The 14518-nt window shown below is 73.7% G+C and carries 13 protein-coding genes; 10 read left to right on the plus strand and 3 right to left on the minus strand.

What is annotated here, in order from left to right:
• Window positions 1-109 precede the first annotated feature (109 nt).
• Complete coding sequence (locus CFP66_RS31875) at window positions 110-904, minus strand: SDR family oxidoreductase (RefSeq protein WP_094928928.1); 795 nt, start codon at window positions 902-904, stop codon at window positions 110-112.
• A 131-nt stretch (window positions 905-1035) separates the two neighbouring features.
• Here CFP66_RS31875 and CFP66_RS31880 point away from each other — a divergent pair, with 131 nt between their 5' ends.
• The 3 genes from CFP66_RS31880 (at window position 1036) to CFP66_RS31890 (ending at window position 4061) form a co-directional block, all read left to right on the plus strand.
• The gene (locus CFP66_RS31880; protein WP_094928929.1) at window positions 1036-2658 is read left to right on the plus strand and encodes an ABC-F family ATP-binding cassette domain-containing protein; all 1623 of its coding nucleotides are present in this window, start codon (window positions 1036-1038) and stop codon (window positions 2656-2658) included.
• Between the two features lie 322 nt (window positions 2659-2980).
• Window positions 2981-3202 carry a helix-turn-helix domain-containing protein gene (locus CFP66_RS31885; protein WP_094928992.1) on the plus strand — a complete coding sequence of 74 codons (222 nt, stop codon included), beginning with the start codon at window positions 2981-2983 and terminating at the stop codon, window positions 3200-3202.
• A 55-nt stretch (window positions 3203-3257) separates the two neighbouring features.
• On the plus strand, window positions 3258-4061 hold the full coding sequence (locus CFP66_RS31890; protein ID WP_094928930.1) for an enoyl-CoA hydratase/isomerase family protein: 804 nt from the start codon (window positions 3258-3260) through the stop codon (window positions 4059-4061).
• Window positions 4062-4231: 170 nt separating this feature from the next.
• Here the strand turns inward: CFP66_RS31890 and CFP66_RS31895 are convergent, their stop codons facing one another.
• The gene (locus tag CFP66_RS31895) at window positions 4232-5797 is read right to left on the minus strand and encodes an amidase (protein WP_094928931.1); all 1566 of its coding nucleotides are present in this window, start codon (window positions 5795-5797) and stop codon (window positions 4232-4234) included.
• 145 nt (window positions 5798-5942) lie between these two features.
• Here CFP66_RS31895 and CFP66_RS31900 point away from each other — a divergent pair, with 145 nt between their 5' ends.
• Entirely contained in the window at window positions 5943-7877 is a 1935-nt protein-coding gene (locus CFP66_RS31900) for an ABC transporter ATP-binding protein (RefSeq protein WP_094928932.1), read from the plus strand.
• A 99-nt stretch (window positions 7878-7976) separates the two neighbouring features.
• On the opposite strand, the gene CFP66_RS31905 is transcribed toward CFP66_RS31900, so the two are convergent.
• A complete protein-coding gene (locus CFP66_RS31905; protein WP_094928933.1) occupies window positions 7977-8558 on the minus strand; it encodes a TetR/AcrR family transcriptional regulator in 582 nt (193 codons plus the stop codon).
• Between the two features lie 113 nt (window positions 8559-8671).
• On the opposite strand from CFP66_RS31905, the gene egtA reads away from it, so the two are divergent.
• The 6 genes from egtA to CFP66_RS31935 all read left to right on the plus strand — a co-directional run bounded on the left by egtA (window position 8672) and on the right by CFP66_RS31935 (window position 14466).
• Window positions 8672-9979 (plus strand): ergothioneine biosynthesis glutamate--cysteine ligase EgtA, encoded by a 1308-nt coding sequence (gene egtA / locus CFP66_RS31910; protein WP_233159887.1) that lies wholly within the window; start codon window positions 8672-8674, stop codon window positions 9977-9979.
• On the plus strand, window positions 9976-11337 hold the full coding sequence (egtB, locus tag CFP66_RS31915) for an ergothioneine biosynthesis protein EgtB (protein WP_094928934.1): 1362 nt from the start codon (window positions 9976-9978) through the stop codon (window positions 11335-11337). Before egtA ends, egtB begins: the two co-directional genes overlap by 4 nt.
• A gap of 4 nt (window positions 11338-11341) precedes the next feature.
• A complete protein-coding gene (gene egtC, locus CFP66_RS31920; RefSeq protein ID WP_094928935.1) occupies window positions 11342-12103 on the plus strand; it encodes an ergothioneine biosynthesis protein EgtC in 762 nt (253 codons plus the stop codon).
• Window positions 12100-13071, plus strand: a complete 972-nt coding sequence (gene egtD / locus CFP66_RS31925) for an L-histidine N(alpha)-methyltransferase (protein WP_094928936.1) — start codon at window positions 12100-12102, stop codon at window positions 13069-13071. Before egtC ends, egtD begins: the two co-directional genes overlap by 4 nt.
• Window positions 13068-13541: a cupin domain-containing protein gene (locus CFP66_RS31930; RefSeq protein WP_094928937.1), complete on the plus strand. Its 474-nt coding sequence runs from the start codon at window positions 13068-13070 to the stop codon at window positions 13539-13541. The genes egtD and CFP66_RS31930 overlap by 4 nt, the downstream gene beginning before the upstream one ends.
• A 163-nt stretch (window positions 13542-13704) precedes the next feature.
• On the plus strand, window positions 13705-14466 hold the full coding sequence (locus CFP66_RS31935) for a ribonuclease activity regulator RraA (protein WP_094928938.1): 762 nt from the start codon (window positions 13705-13707) through the stop codon (window positions 14464-14466).
• The last annotated feature ends 52 nt before the right edge of the window (window positions 14467-14518 follow it).

Raw genomic sequence — 14518 nt, forward strand, 5'->3', positions numbered from 1 at the left:
CGTGGCACCGGCCGGGCGAGCCCGGACTCCGTGGGGCCTGGTCGTACTGTTCGTCCTCGATCCGTCAGGCACCGGTCGAGGGTCTGTCGAGAGACGTGTCAGGGACCTGTCAGGCCGAGCCCAGCGACCCCGTGGCCAGGATCCCGCCGTCCACGCGCACGGTCTCGCCGGTGATCCAGGACGCCGCGTCGGAGACGAGGAACGCGACCAGGCCGGCCACGTCCTCCGGGGTCCCGAGCCGCTTCATCGGGTAGGCGGCGCTCACCTTCTCCTCGCCCTCGGCGTACAGGGCCGTGGCGAACGTGGTCTTGACGATCGCGGGGGCCACGGCGTTGACGCGGATCGAGGGCCCGAGCTGCCACGCCAGCTCCTCGGTGAGCCGGATGAGCGCCGCCTTGGACGCGCCGTAGGCGGGGATCACGCCCGACGACCGGATGCCGGCCACGGACGCGATGTTGACCACCGCGCCGCCGTGCTCGCCCATCCAGGCCTTGTGGGCGAGCTGCACGAACCCCAGCGCGGCGACGACGTTCGTGTCGAAGGTCTTGCGGACGGCATCGAGGTCGGCGTCCATGAGCGCGCCGTAGGTGGGGTTGATCCCGGTGTTGTTCACCAGGATCGCGAGATTGCCGAACCGCTCGACGGTGCGGGTGACCGCTTCCTCGCGCGCGTCGGCGGAGCCGGCGTTGCCGGGCAGCGCCAGCACCCGGTCCGCGTCGGCGGCGGCCGCGAGCCGCTCGGCCGCAGCGGCGAGCTCGTCCGGCTTGCGGGCGGTGATCGTGACCGAGGCACCCCTGGCCAGCAGCTGCGCGGCGATGGCGAAGCCGATGCCCCGGCTCGCGCCGGTGACGAGGGCGGCGCGGCCGGTGAGATCCTGGGGGTGGGCGGCGGTGATGTCGGTCATGTCCGGACCCTACTGTCGGAATCCACTCGCGCCGGTCGGTAGTCTGGAACCCGTGATCGTGGTCCGGATCGAGTAGCGCGGCGGCTGTGTGCCGCCCCTGTCGATCGTTCGGACGTCCTGGAGTTCTTCTCGTGATCACCGCTACCGACCTTGAACTGCGTGCCGGTTCCCGGATCCTGCTGTCCGGCGCCACCCTGCGGGTGCAGGCCGGCGACCGCATCGGTCTCGTCGGGCGCAACGGCGCCGGCAAGACCACCTCGATGCGTGTGCTCGCGGGTGAGGGCGAGCCCTACGGCGGCGCGATCAGCGCCACCGGGCCCGTGGGCTACCTGCCGCAGGACCCGCGCGAGGGCGACCTGTCCGTCACGGCCAACGATCGCGTGCTGTCCGCGCGCGGGCTCGACGTGCTGCTGCGCAAGATGGAGAAGGCGCAGACGGCGATGGCCGAGCTCGTCGACGGCGACGAGAACGCGAAGGCGGTGCGCGAGTACGGCCGGCTCGAGGAGCGGTTCTCCGCCCTCGGCGGCTACGCGGCCGAGAGCGAGGCCGCGCGCATCTGCACGCACCTCGGGCTGCCCGAGCGCGTGCTCACCCAGTCGATCGCCACGCTCTCCGGTGGGCAGCGCCGTCGCGTGGAGCTGGCCCGCATCCTGTTCGCCGCGTCCGACGGCGGGTCGCAGAGCGCCACCACGCTGCTGCTCGACGAGCCCACCAACCACCTGGACGCCGACTCGATCACCTGGCTGCGCTCGTTCCTGTCGTCGCACGAGGGCGGGCTCGTCGTGATCAGCCACGACACGGACCTGTTGGCCGACGTCGTCAACAAGGTGTGGTTCCTCGACGCCACGCGCGGCGAGGCCGACATCTACAACATGGACTGGCGCCGCTACCAGGAAGCGCGGGCCACCGACGAGAAGCGCCGCCGCCGCGAGCGCGCCAACGCCGAGAAGAAGGCCGCGGTCCTGCACACCCAGGCCGCGAAGATGGGCGCGAAGGCCACGAAGGCGGTGGCGGCCAAGAACATGGCCCGCCGCGCCGACCAGATGTTGGCCGCGCTCGAGCCGGAGCAGCAGGCCGACCGCGTCGCGCGGATCCGCTTCCCGGACCCGGCGCCGTGTGGCCGCACCCCGCTCACGGCCGAGGGGCTGTCGAAGGCGTTCGGCTCGCTCGAGGTCTTCACCGGCGTCGACCTCGCGGTCGACCGCGGCGCCAAGGTCGTGGTGCTGGGACTCAACGGCGCCGGCAAGACCACGCTGCTGCGCCTGCTCGCCGGCACCGAGAAGCCTGACGCGGGCGAGGTCCTGCCCGGCCACGGGCTGCGCACCGGCTACTTCGCCCAGGAGCACGACACGCTCGACATGGCGGCCACGGTCTGGGAGAACGTGCGCCACGCCTCGCCGGACACCCCCGAGCAGAAGCTGCGCACACTGCTGGGCGCGTTCATGTTCTCGGGCGATCAGCTGTCACAGCTCGCGGGCACCCTGTCCGGCGGCGAACGCACCCGGCTCGCGCTCGCCGGGCTCGTCTCCAGCGCCGCCAACGTGCTGCTGCTCGACGAGCCGACGAACAACCTCGACCCGGCCAGCCGGGAGCAGGTGCTCGATGCGCTGCGCCACTTCGCCGGCGCGGTCGTGCTCGTCACGCACGACCCGGGTGCGGTCGAGGCGCTCGCGCCGGACAAGGTGATCGTCCTGCCCGACGGCACCGAGGACCACTGGTCGGCCGAGTACCTCGAGCTCGTGCAGTTGGCCTGATCGGGCGATTCGTCCGGCGTGTCGGGCCACCCGATCGGGCTGACATCGGCAGTGCCCCTGCGTGTCGGCGAGCCGCACGGAAGGTCACGCGTCACCGCTCTCGGCTCCTGGGGTGACTCACAGGTGGCGACGGGGTGACATCGGGGTGTGCGGGACGAGTCAATGATCACCCGTACGCGTGATCCATTTGGCCGAACCGTTCACCGATCACCGAGTGGATCTCCTGGCACGGGGTAATCCCGTGGACGATCATTGCCGCACCGGGGGGAGCCGGAAACGATCTGCCTGCGGTCGACGCAGGTGGGCGAAGGAGATCATGGTCATGGCCGACCTCAAGAAGGGGGCCCGGATCACGGGCACCCAGCGCGACAAGCTCGCCACCGACCTGAAGAAGAAGTACGAGAAGGGCGCCAGCATCCGCGCCCTCGCGGAGCAGACCGGCCGGTCCTACGGGTTCGTGCACCGGGTGCTCTCGGAGACGGGTGTGACGTTGCGCGGGCGCGGTGGCGCCACCCGCACGAAGAAGGTGGCCCCGAAGAAGTAGCCCCGCGGGGCGGCCGGCCCCGGGGCCGGTGCCGCTCCGGGTTAGCCTGCCGGTCATGACGACGGCGACGGTCGATCCGGAGCTCCTGCAACGCGGCGGGCTGACGCTCGACGTCGACGGGCCACGAGCGACCATCACGCTCGCTCGTCCCGAGGTGCTCAACGCGCAGACCCCGCCGACGTGGGAGGCGTTCCGGACGATCGGGGAGGCGTTGCCCGAGCAGGTCCGGGTCGTCGTGGTGCGCGGTGCCGGCCGGGCCTTCTCCGCCGGGCTCGACCGCCGGTTCTTCGCCGCGCAGGAGGTCGAGGGTGCCCCGGGTCTGTCGGCGATCGCGGCACTGCCCGACGACGACGCCGACGCCACCATCGCGGGCTTCCAGCTGGGCTTCTCGTGGCTGCGTGAGCCGGGGCGGGTCACCGTCGCCGCGGTGCAGGGGCACGCCATCGGCGCCGGGTTCCAGCTCGCGCTGTCCTGCGACCTGCGCGTGGTCGCCGACGACGTGCAGTTCTGCATGGCGGAGCCGGGGCTGGGCATCGTCCCCGACCTGGGCGGCACCTACCCGCTCGTGCACGCCGTGGGCTACGCGCGCGCCGTGGAGATCTGCCTGTCCGGGCGCCGGATCGGCGCGGAGGAAGCCGTGGCCACGGGGCTCGCGCTGCGCGCCGTGCCGACCGCCGAGCTGGACGACGCGGTCGACGCGCTCGCGGCCTCGCTGGTCGTCGCGCCCCCGAAGGCGGCGACCGAGACCCTCGCACTGCTCGCCGGTGTCGCCGAGGGTGCCGATCCCGCCGCGGCGCTGGCCGCCGAGCGCGCCGCGCAACTGCGCAGGCTCCGTTCACTCGCCGCCGGCGAGGGCTGAGCGCCGTCATGATCGGCAGGAGTGGTGTGAGGGCGTCAGATTTGTCGCCGCGGCACCACTTTCGCTGATCATGACCGCTCGCGTTCCGGAACGCGGCCCGGTTTCATGGTCAGGTCGACGTCAGGGCTGTCGCCGCGAGCTTTCACAGCCCTGGTGCCGATGTGACCACGTCACCAGGTGCCGACGACGGTGCCGTTCGTCGCGCGGGATCGAGCCGGCGGCGCCGGGAATCCGCCGACGGCCCGTTCGTAGGCGTGGGCCACGCGCAGCACCGTCGCATCGGCGAAGTGCTTCCCGATGATCATCATTCCGACGGGCAGGCCGTCGACGGGGCCGGCGGGCACCGAGCACGCCGGGTGGCCCGTCACGTCGGTGACGCACGTGTTGGTGATCATCTCCAGGGCCCGGGGGATCACCTCCTCGCGCGGGGCGTCCGGCTGCGGCAGCACCGTGGCGCGCAGCGGCAGCGTCGGCATGACGAGCACGTCGTAGCGCTCCAGGGCCTCGTCGTAGGCCGAGCGCAGCCGCGGCACCAGGTTGCGCGCCATCGCGTAGTGGCGGCCGTGGTGGCGGTCGACCGCGTACCGGCCGGCCAGCAGCACGAGCTTCACGGTCTCGGAGAACCGGCTGCCGTCGGCGCGCCACCGGCTGCCGTAGTGCGCCATGACCTCCGGGTCGTAGGCGCCCTCCCAGTTCATGCCGTAGCCGTTGCCGTCGACCATCTGGGCCATGGCGCCCTCGGTGGCGATCACGTCCCAGATCCGCGCGCCGTGGACGTGCCAGGGGATCGAGACCTCCTCGGCGGTGAGCCCGGCGTCGCGCAGGACGTCGACCCCGGCGCGCACCGCCGCGTCGACCTGCGGCTCGGAGTTCGGGTGCCCGAAGCCCTCCGCCACCACGCCGACCCGCAGGCCCTCCGCGCCGCGGGCGAGCGCGCCGACGTAGTCGTCGGGCACCAGGTCGCCGGGCTGGCGGGGGTCGAGGCCGTCCGCTCCGGCGACGACCGACAGCACGAGGGCCGCATCCGCCACGGTGCGGGTGATCGGGCCGAGGTGGTCGATGGTCTGCTCGATGGGGAAGGCGCCGGTGTAGGGCACCAGCCCGTGCGTGGGCTTGTGCCCGACGGTGCCGCTGTAGGCCGACGGGATGCGCACCGACCCGCCCTGGTCGCCGCCCATGGCGACGTCGACGACCCCGCCCGCGACCAGTGCCGCGCTCCCCGACGACGACCCGCCCGCCGAGCGGCGCTCGTCCCACGGGTTGCGCACCGGCCCGGGACGCGAGGTGTGCGAGCCGCCGGAGAAGCAGAGGTCCTCGCAGACGGCCTTGCCCGCGATCGTCGCGCCCGCGGCGAGCAGCCGCGAGACGACGGTGGCGTCGCGCAGCGGGACGTGGCCCTCCAGGTACAGCGAGCCGTTCATCATCGGCACGCCCGCGACGGCGGTGTTGTCCTTGATCGCGACGGTGCGGCCGGCGAGCGGGCCGTGGCCGCCCTCGGTGATCGCGGTGGTGACGTACCAGGCGCCGTAGGGGTTGTCGGCGCCGTCGGGGCGCTGCCAGGCGCGTTCGGGAGCGGTCGGGGCCGATGCGGCGTACAGCTGCTCGACCGCGTCCCACGAGGCCAGCAGCCCGTCGACGAACGGGCTGAACGAGGTGACGTCGGCATCGGAGAGGCCGAGGCCGTAGCGCTCGGCGACGGCGCGGATCGCGGCCGGGTCCGGTGGGTCCACGGGCATGTCCGGCCTCCTCGTCGACGCGTCCGACGACCGTAGCGAGCACAGCGGCGGCCGGGCAACGGCTCGGGAGCAGGTCCCGGGAGTAAAGGCGCCGGCCCGCGTGTTGGATGCAGGGTTGCAACGGTGTAAGTGAAGGGGGCCGCGGATGGATCGGCCGATGGGGATGCTGCGCGGGGTCGTGCGCGGTGCCGAGGCGCCGAAATCGATCAAGAAGGGCACGATCCCGAGGATCTGGGCGTTCGCGCAGCCCTATCGCGGCTGGTTGCTGGCGTTCCTGCTGCTCACCGTCGTCTCGGCCACGGTCGGCGTGCTCACGCCCGTGCTCGCCGGCCGCGTCGTCAACGCGATCGTGGCGGGCGGCGAGGTGTCGGCGGCCGCGGCCACCGTGGTCGGTCTCGCTGCGGGGATCGCGGCGCTGGCGGTGCTGGAGGCCGTCGTCGGGCTGGTGTCGCGCTGGTTCTCCTCCCGGATCGGTGAGGGTCTGATCGTGGACCTGCGCCGAGCGGTCTACGAGCACGTGCAGCGCATGCCGGTGGCCTTCTTCACGCGCACGCGCACCGGCGCGCTGGTCAGCCGGCTCAACAACGACGTCATCGGCGCCCAGTCGGCGATCACCTCGACGCTGGCCACGGTGCTGAGCAACAGCATCCAGCTCGCGCTCGCGCTCGGCGTGATGATCACGCTCGCGTGGCAGGTGACGCTGCTGGCCCTGGTGCTGCTGCCGATCTTCGTGCTGCCCGCGCGCCGCTTCGGCCGGCGCCTGGCCGAGCTGCGCCGCGAGGCGGCGGACCTGAACGCCGGCATGGGCAACCAGATGACCGAGCGGTTCTCCGCGCCCGGCGCCACGCTGGTGAAGCTCTTCGGAAGGCCCGAAGAGGAGGCGCAGGACTTCGGCGAGCGCGCCGAGCGCGTCCGCGACATCGGTGTGCGCACCGCGATGGTCTCCCGCGTCTTCGTCACGGCGCTCTCGCTGGTCTCCGCGTTGGCCCAGGCGCTGGTCTACGGCCTCGGCGGCTGGCTGGCCGTCACCGGCCGGATCGAGCCGGGCACCGTCGTCACCCTCGCGCTCCTGCTCACCCGGCTCTACACGCCGATGACGGCGCTGGCCAACGCCCGCGTCGACGTGATGACCGCGCTGGTCTCGTTCGAGCGGGTCTTCGAGGTGCTCGACCTGGAGCCGATGATCACGCAGGCCCCGGACGCGGTGGACCTGCCGGACGGCCCCGTCGACGTGCGGCTGCGCGACGTCCGGTTCGGCTACCCGAGCGCGGACCGCGTGTCGCTGGCCTCCCTGGAGGAAGTTGCGGTGCTCGACACCCGCGGCGGCGAGGAGGTGCTGCACGGCGTCGACCTCGACGTCGGCGCGGGGCAGCTGGTCGCCCTGGTCGGCTCGTCCGGGGCCGGGAAGTCGACGCTGGCCTCGCTCGTCCCGCGGCTCTACGACGTCGACGCCGGCGCGGTGGAGCTCTCGGGGATCGACGTGCGACGGCTGACGGCCGCGTCGCTGCGCGGGGCGGTCGGCGTGGTCACGCAGGACGGGCACCTGTTCCACGACACGATCCGCGCGAACCTGCGCTACGCGGCACCGGAGGCGAGCGACCCCGAGATCGTCGAGGCGCTGCGCCGCGCCCGGCTCGGGGAGCTGTTCGACGCGCTGCCCGACGGCCTGGACACGGTGGTGGGGGAGCGCGGCTACCGGCTCTCGGGCGGCGAGCGCCAGCGGCTGACGATCGCGCGACTGCTGCTGGCCCGGCCGCGCGTCGTGATCCTCGACGAGGCCACCGCCCACCTCGACTCCGAGTCCGAGGCCGCGGTGCAGGAGGCACTGGCCGAGGCGCTGCAGGGGCGCACGGCGATCGTCATCGCCCACCGCCTGTCCACAGTGCGCGCCGCGGACCAGATCGCGGTGCTGGAGCACGGCCGGATCGTCGAGCGCGGCACGCACGAGCAGCTGCTCGCGCGCGACGGGCGCTACGCGCAGCTGCACCGCACGCAGTTCGCACCCGAACCGGTCGACGGCGTCGAGTGCGGGATCCCGGGGTGCACCGCCCGCCACAGAGAGGAGCACCTGGTCGGCTGAGGCGTGCGCCTGAAGGCCCCTTCGAACAGCATTCTGGCTCCAAGGTGCGTTGAAGCCGGTCCTGCGCGTGGGCGGGTCGTACTGCGGCGCTCTGTGGTGTCAGCGCTTGCGGACCGCGCCCTCCACCACGTCGAGGACCACGTCGAGGCCGCCGGCGAGGTCGTCGGCCGGTAGGCCCATGGCGAGCTGGGACACCAGGCCTTCCAGCACCAGCTCCAGGTAGCGGGCAAGCACCGGGACGGGGACGTCGTCGCGCAGGGTGCCGGCCGCGGCCTGGCGGGCGAGGCGCTGCTCGGTGGCGGCGGTGAGGGTCTCGGCGTGGGCGCGCCAGCGATCGCGGAAGCCGGGGTCGGTGCGCGCGCGGCGCGCCACCTCCAGGAACGTGGCGGTCCAGCTCGTGTCCAAGGATTCGGGGGCCGACACGAGCTCCCGCATGACCTGCACGAGCCCCTGCGCGGCCACCAGCTCGGCCATGCGCTGCGCGTCCTGCTCGGCGAGCGCGAGGAAGAGTGCTTCCTTGTCCCGGAAGTGGTGGAAGATCGCACCTCGGGACAGGCCGGTGGACTGCTCGAGCCTGCGGACGGTGGCGCCCTCGTAGCCGTGGCGGGCGAAGCAGGACCGGGCGTCGTCGAGGATCTGCTGGCGCCGCGCAGCGAGCTGGTCGATGCTGACGCGAGGCACCCGGCCGAGGATAGCCGGATCTCCAGACGTACGTACGGCTTGCGAAGGCGGGCGGAATCCGTTCCGCGAATCGTCACCGGAAATCGTCGGGGCCCAGCGGTAGCGTCACTCGCATGGTGGATGAATCAGTGGTCACGATGGTGCGCGGCGGTCGGGACGCCCCGGTGGACGGTGTGGGCGCGGATCCCCCCGACGCGGGTCCCTCCGTGCTGCGCGACTGCGCCGACGCCGAGGCCCACGTCGGCTCGGTCTGTTTCAAGCACGGTCCTCCGAAGCTGGTGGGCGTCGAGCTCGAGTGGCTCCTGCACCCTCCCGAGCCGCATTCGCTGCCCGACGCCGCCACGCTCGCCGCCGCCCTCGGGCCGCACACACCTCCCACCCTCGATCCGTCCTCTCCCGCTCGTCCCCTCCCCGCCGGCTCCGCTGTCACCGTGGAGCCCGGAGGGCAGGTGGAGCTCGCCAGCCCACCGCTGCCCGACCTCGCGTCCCTGCTGCAGGCCACCCGCGACGACGCGGCCGCCCTGCACGCGCTCCTCGCCGCCGCCGAGCTGCGTCCCGGCCACCGGGCCACCGACGCGCTCCGCCCGCCCCGCCGGATCCTCCAGCACCCCCGCTACGCGGCGATGGAGGAGTCCTTCGACCGGCGCGGCCCGCACGGACGGAGCGCGATGTGCTCCACCGCCGCCGTCCAGGTCTGCCTCGACGCGGGGGAGGCGCACGAGGTCGCGCAGCGCTGGGCCGTGCTGCACGCGCTCGGCCCGGTGTTGCTGGCGGCCTTCGCCAATTCACCCACGCTGCACGGCAGGCGCACCGGCTGGAAGTCCTCGCGCTGGGCCAGCTGGCAGCACGCCGACCCGTTCCGCACGGCACCACCCGCGGCGAGCGACGACCCGGCGGCCACGTGGGCGCGCCGGGTGCTGGACAGCCCGCTGCTGTGCGTGCGCGGGGCGGGCAGCTGGTCGGTACCGGCCGGCATCACCTTCGCCGACTGGGTGCGCGGAGCACTGCCCGCCCCGCCCACCACCGCGGATCTCGACTACCACATCTCGACGCTGTTCCCGCCGGTCCGCCCGCACGGGCACCTCGAGGTGCGCTACGTCGACGCCCAACCCGGGCACCGCTGGGCCCTGCCCGTCACGGTGCTGGTCGCCCTGCTGTCGGACAGCAGCACGATCGAGCGTGCCCGTGAGGCCTGCGAGCCCGCCGGCGGGCGGTGGATCTCCGCCGCGCGCCACGGCCTGTCGGACCGCGTGCTCGCCCGCGCGGCCGCCACCGTCTTCGAGCTGGCCATCGGCCGGCTGCCGGCCGTCGGCGCCCCGCAGTGGGTGGCCGACGACCTCACCGCCATGACCGAGCAGCAGGTGCTCCGCGGGCGGTGCCCCGCCGACGACCCGGAACTCCCGGAGGGAGCGATCTCATGACGAGCACGACCCCCACCGCCCCCGGCACCGATCCGGACCACGGGAGCAGCGAGGAGCTGCGCGCCAGGGTGGCCGCGCTGCTCGCGCAGTCCCGGGCGCGCAGCACCGCCCTCACCGACGCGGTCGACGAGGCCGACCTGATCGCCCAGCACTCGCCGCTGATGTCGCCGCTGGTGTGGGACCTGGCGCACATCGGCAGCCAGGAGGAGCTCTGGCTGGTCCGCGACGTCGGCGGCCGCGAGCCGCTGCGCCCGGAGATCGACGGGCTCTACGACGCCTTCCAGCACTCGCGCGCCAGCCGCGTCGAGCTGCCGCTGCTCACCCCGTCCGAGGCCCGCGCGTACGTGGCACAGGTCCGGGACAAGGCGCTCGACGCGCTGGAGCACAGCCCGCTGCGCGGGCGCAGGCTCGTCGAGCACGGCTTCGCCTTCGGCATGATCGTGCAGCACGAGCAGCAGCACGACGAGAGCATGCTCGCCACCCACCAGCTGCGTGCCGGTGCGCCCGTGCTGCACGCACCGCCTCCTCCCGCCGGGAGGGCCCCGGCGGCCCGCGAGGTGCTCGTCCCGGGCGGCCCGTTCACGATGGGCACCTCCACCGAGGCGTGGGCGCTGGACAACGAGCGGCCCGCGCACGTCGTGCACGTGCCGGCGTTCGTGATCGACACCGCCGCGGTCACCAACGGCGAGTACGCCGCGTTCGCCGACGCGGGTGGCTACGACGACCCGCGGTGGTGGAGCGCGCCGGGTTGGGCGCACCGGGTCGCGGAGGACCTGGAGGCGCCGCAGTTCTGGCGGCGCGACGGCTCCGGCACCTGGTACCGCCGCCGGTTCGGCCGGGAGGAGCCGATCGTGGCCGACGAACCGGTGGTGCACGTCTGCTTCCACGAGGCGCAGGCGTACGCGCGCTGGGCGGGCAAGCGGCTGCCCACCGAGGCGGAGTGGGAGAAGGCCGCGCGCCACGACCCGGCCACCGGCCGGTCGCGGCGCTACCCCTGGGGCGACGAGGAGCCCGCCTCCGCGCACGCCAACCTCGGCCAGCAGCACCTGCAGCCCGCAGCCGCGGGTGCCTTCCCGCGCGGGGCGTCGCCGCTGGGCGTGCAGCAGCTGATCGGCGACGTCTGGGAGTGGACGAGCTCGGGCTGGCACCCCTACCCGGGCTTCGAGGTGTTCCCGTACCCGGAGTACTCGCAGGTGTTCTTCGGCGGCGACTACCGGGTGCTGCGCGGCGGCTCGTTCGGCACGGCTCCCGCGGCCGTCCGCGGCACGTTCCGCAACTGGGACCACCCCATCCGCCGGCAGATCTTCGCCGGCTTCCGGTGCGCGCGCGACCCCCGGCCCGAGGAAGCGGCGGCGTAAGCGCGTGTGCCGTCACCTGGCCTACGTCGGGCCGCCGGTGCCGCTCGCGGCGCCGGTGCTCCGGGCGCCGCACTCGTTGCGCCACCAGTCCTACGCCCCCGCCGACATGCGCGGCGGGGGCACGATCAACGCCGACGGCTTCGGGGCGGGCTGGTACCCGCAGCCCGGCGGCCCGGCTGCGCGCTACCGCAGCGCGCAGCCGATCTGGTCCGACGCGTCGTTCGCCGCGCTGGCCGGCGCCACGCACTCGTCCGCAGTGCTGGCCGCCGTCCGGTCTGCCACGGTCGGCATGCCGATCACCGACACGGCCGCGGCGCCGTTCGCCGAGGGGCCGTGGCTGTTCAGCCACAACGGCGTGGTGCGCGGCTGGCCGCAGAGCGTCGCGCCGCTGGCCGCCGCGCTGCCCGTCGCCGACCTGATCACGCTCGACGCCCCCACCGACGCCGCGCTGCTGTGGGCGCTGGTCCGCCACCGGCTGCGTGCCGGCGCGGATCCGGCCGACGCGCTCGCGGCGGTGGTGGTGGAAGTCGCCGCCGCGGCGCCCGGCTCGCGGCTGAACCTGCTGCTCACCGACGGCGCCACCATCTGGGCCACGACCTTCGACCACGCCTTGTGCGTGCACATCGACGAGGGGAGCGCGCTGGTCGCGTCCGAACCGCTCGACCCTTCACCGGCGTGGACCGCGGTGCCCGACCACCACGTGGTGGTCGCCGGCCCCGGCCACTGCCGCACGACCCCGTTGCCGCTCTACGAGGGAGCCCGATGACCGTCCCGTTGCTGGACATCCACCTCACCGACGCCGACGCGGAGTCCGCGCTGCGCGCCGACGCCCGCGCCGGCCTCACCGCGGTGCCGAAGCACCTGCCGCCCAAGTGGTTCTACGACGCCCGGGGGAGCGCGCTGTTCGAACAGATCACCGCGCTGCCCGAGTACTACCCCACGCGCACGGAGCGGGCGCTGCTGGAGGGCAGCGCCGACGCGATCGCCGCCGCCTCGGGCGCCGACACGCTCGTCGAGCTGGGCTCGGGGTCCTCGGCGAAGACCCGGTTGCTGCTCGACGCGTTCGGGCGGGCGGGCACGCTGCGCCGCTACGTGCCCCAGGACGTGAGCGAGCCCGCGCTGCGCGAGGCGATGTCGGCGCTGGCCGTCGAGTACCCCGACGTGGAGTTGCACGGCGTGGTCGGCGACTTCACCGCTCACCTGGACCGGCTCCCGCCCCACGGGCGGCGGATGGTCGCGTTCCTGGGCGGCACGATCGGCAACCTGCTGCCGGCACAGCGCGCGGAGTTCCTGGGCGCGCTGCGGGCGGCGCTGCGTCCGGGCGAGCAGTTCCTGCTGGGCACCGGCCTCGTCACGGACCCGGCCGTCCTCGTCCCCGCCTACGACGACGCGGCCGGTGTCACCGCCGAGTTCAACCGCAACGTGCTGCACGTGCTCAACCGCGAGCTGCGGGCCGACTTCGACGTCGACGCGTTCGCCCACCGGGCCCGCTGGGACGCCCACCACGAGTGGATCGAGATGAGGCTGGTGGCGCAGCGGCCGATGACGGTCACCCTCGCCGAGCTGGAGCTCACCGTCGCGTTCACCGCGGGGGAGCAGATGTGCACGGAAGTGTCGTCCAAGTTTCGTCTGCCCGGGGTGCGCGCGATGCTCGCCGAGGCGGGGTTCGCCGTCGTGCACAGCTGGACCGACGCCGACGAGCGGATGGCGCTCACGCTGGCGAGCGCGGCATGAGCGGCGAGTGGCGCAGCGACGGGGTGCGCGTCGTCCCGGGCGACGCGCTGGACGCGAACACCCCTCAGACGCCCGGGATGCACCGCGCGGCCGCGATCACGGCGGCCCGCACCGGTGCCCAGCGGTTGTGGGCGGGCACGGTGACGATCCACCCCGGTGCGCGCACCGGCGCCCACCACCACGGCGAGCTGGAGAGCGTGATCTACGTGGTGCGCGGCCGGGCGCGGATGCGGTGGGGCGAGCGGCTGGAGTTCACGGCCGAGGCCGGGCCGGGCGGGTTCATCTTCGTGCCGCCGTTCGTGCCGCACCAGGAGATCAACGCCCTCGACGACGAGCCGCTCGAGTGCGTGCTCACCCGCAGCGGCCAGGAGCCGATCGTCGTGAACCTCGACATCGAGGGCGTGGCGGACCCCGAGCACGTGCCGTGGGTCGACCCGACCCACCCGGATCCCGGCCACCCGGCCCCGTGACCGCCGCCGCCGGCAACCGGGCGGCGGTGGATACCGGCATTCACTTCTCGAATGACGCTCGTGGCGCGGGTCCATTGACGGGTGGGACCGGCTCCGGCGAGGGTCGGAAGGTGGTGGACGCGTCGCGGCGGGCCCGCAGCGACGCAGGCGGTGAGAGGACCTGATGGTGGAGACAGCGGACATCGTCCGACCCGACCCCGAGCTCGTCGCCGGTCTGGAGCGCATCGGGAGCGCGACGGCCAGCAGCGAACTCGCCAAGCAGTTCGGTATCCGCAGCGCCCACATCGCCGGCCCGGTCTGCCGGACGCCCGGTGCCCGGGTGGCCGGTCCCGCCCTCACCCTGCAATGCCTCCCGAAGCGGGAGGACCTCTACCCGGTGGACGAGTACAGCCAGCCGGAGCGCCAGCTGCACCGGCAGGTCCTGTACCACACCCAGCCGGGCGACATCGTGGTCGTCGATGCCCGCGGGGACATGACCAGCGGGATCTTCGGCGAGATGATGCTCACCTACTTCGCGGGCCGTGGCGGCAAGGGGATCGTCGTCGACGGCTGCATCCGCGATTTCGCCGACGCCGCCGGGCTCGGGATCGGCATGTGGCTGCGGGGCACCACTCCCAACTTCCACACCCAGACCGGCATCGTCCCCACTGCGGTGAACGTGCCGGTCGCGTGCGGCGGCACCGTCGTGGTGCCGGGCGACATCGTCATCGCCGACGACGACGGCGCCGTGGTCGTGCCGATCGCGCTGGCCCCGAAGCTGCTCGAGATCGCGGGCGCGCACGCGGAGTGGGAGGTGTTCTCCCGGATGAAGCTCGCAGAGGGGGGCGACCTGCGCCGCTACTACCCGCTCTCGGACGAGGCGCGCCCTGAGTACGAGCAGTGGCGTGCGGACCAGTCCGCCGGAGGGTCACCCGAGAGCGGGTGACCGGTCGGGTGCAGCACGTCGCTGCACCCGCGGCCCGCCCGCGCCCTGGTAC

Origin of the sequence: Pseudonocardia sp. MH-G8 (assembly GCF_002262885.1) — a bacterium.
In the GTDB taxonomy this organism is placed as follows: Bacteria; Actinomycetota; Actinomycetes; order Mycobacteriales; family Pseudonocardiaceae; genus Pseudonocardia.

What these genes read in the sequence shown, in the direction of transcription:
- CFP66_RS31875 (WP_094928928.1), bottom strand. Translation starts at nt 904, where the DNA reads ATGACCGACATCACCGCCGCCCACCCCCAGGATCTCACCGGCCGCGCC.
- CFP66_RS31885 (WP_094928992.1), top strand. Translation starts at nt 2,981, where the DNA reads ATGGCCGACCTCAAGAAGGGGGCCCGGATCACGGGCACCCAGCGCGAC.
- CFP66_RS31890 (WP_094928930.1), top strand. Translation starts at nt 3,258, where the DNA reads ATGACGACGGCGACGGTCGATCCGGAGCTCCTGCAACGCGGCGGGCTG.
- CFP66_RS31895 (WP_094928931.1), bottom strand. Translation starts at nt 5,797, where the DNA reads ATGCCCGTGGACCCACCGGACCCGGCCGCGATCCGCGCCGTCGCCGAG.
- CFP66_RS31900 (WP_094928932.1), top strand. Translation starts at nt 5,943, where the DNA reads ATGGATCGGCCGATGGGGATGCTGCGCGGGGTCGTGCGCGGTGCCGAG.
- egtA (WP_233159887.1), top strand. Translation starts at nt 8,672, where the DNA reads ATGGTGGATGAATCAGTGGTCACGATGGTGCGCGGCGGTCGGGACGCC.
- egtB (WP_094928934.1), top strand. Translation starts at nt 9,976, where the DNA reads ATGACGAGCACGACCCCCACCGCCCCCGGCACCGATCCGGACCACGGG.
- egtD (WP_094928936.1), top strand. Translation starts at nt 12,100, where the DNA reads ATGACCGTCCCGTTGCTGGACATCCACCTCACCGACGCCGACGCGGAG.
- CFP66_RS31930 (WP_094928937.1), top strand. Translation starts at nt 13,068, where the DNA reads ATGAGCGGCGAGTGGCGCAGCGACGGGGTGCGCGTCGTCCCGGGCGAC.
- CFP66_RS31935 (WP_094928938.1), top strand. Translation starts at nt 13,705, where the DNA reads ATGGTGGAGACAGCGGACATCGTCCGACCCGACCCCGAGCTCGTCGCC.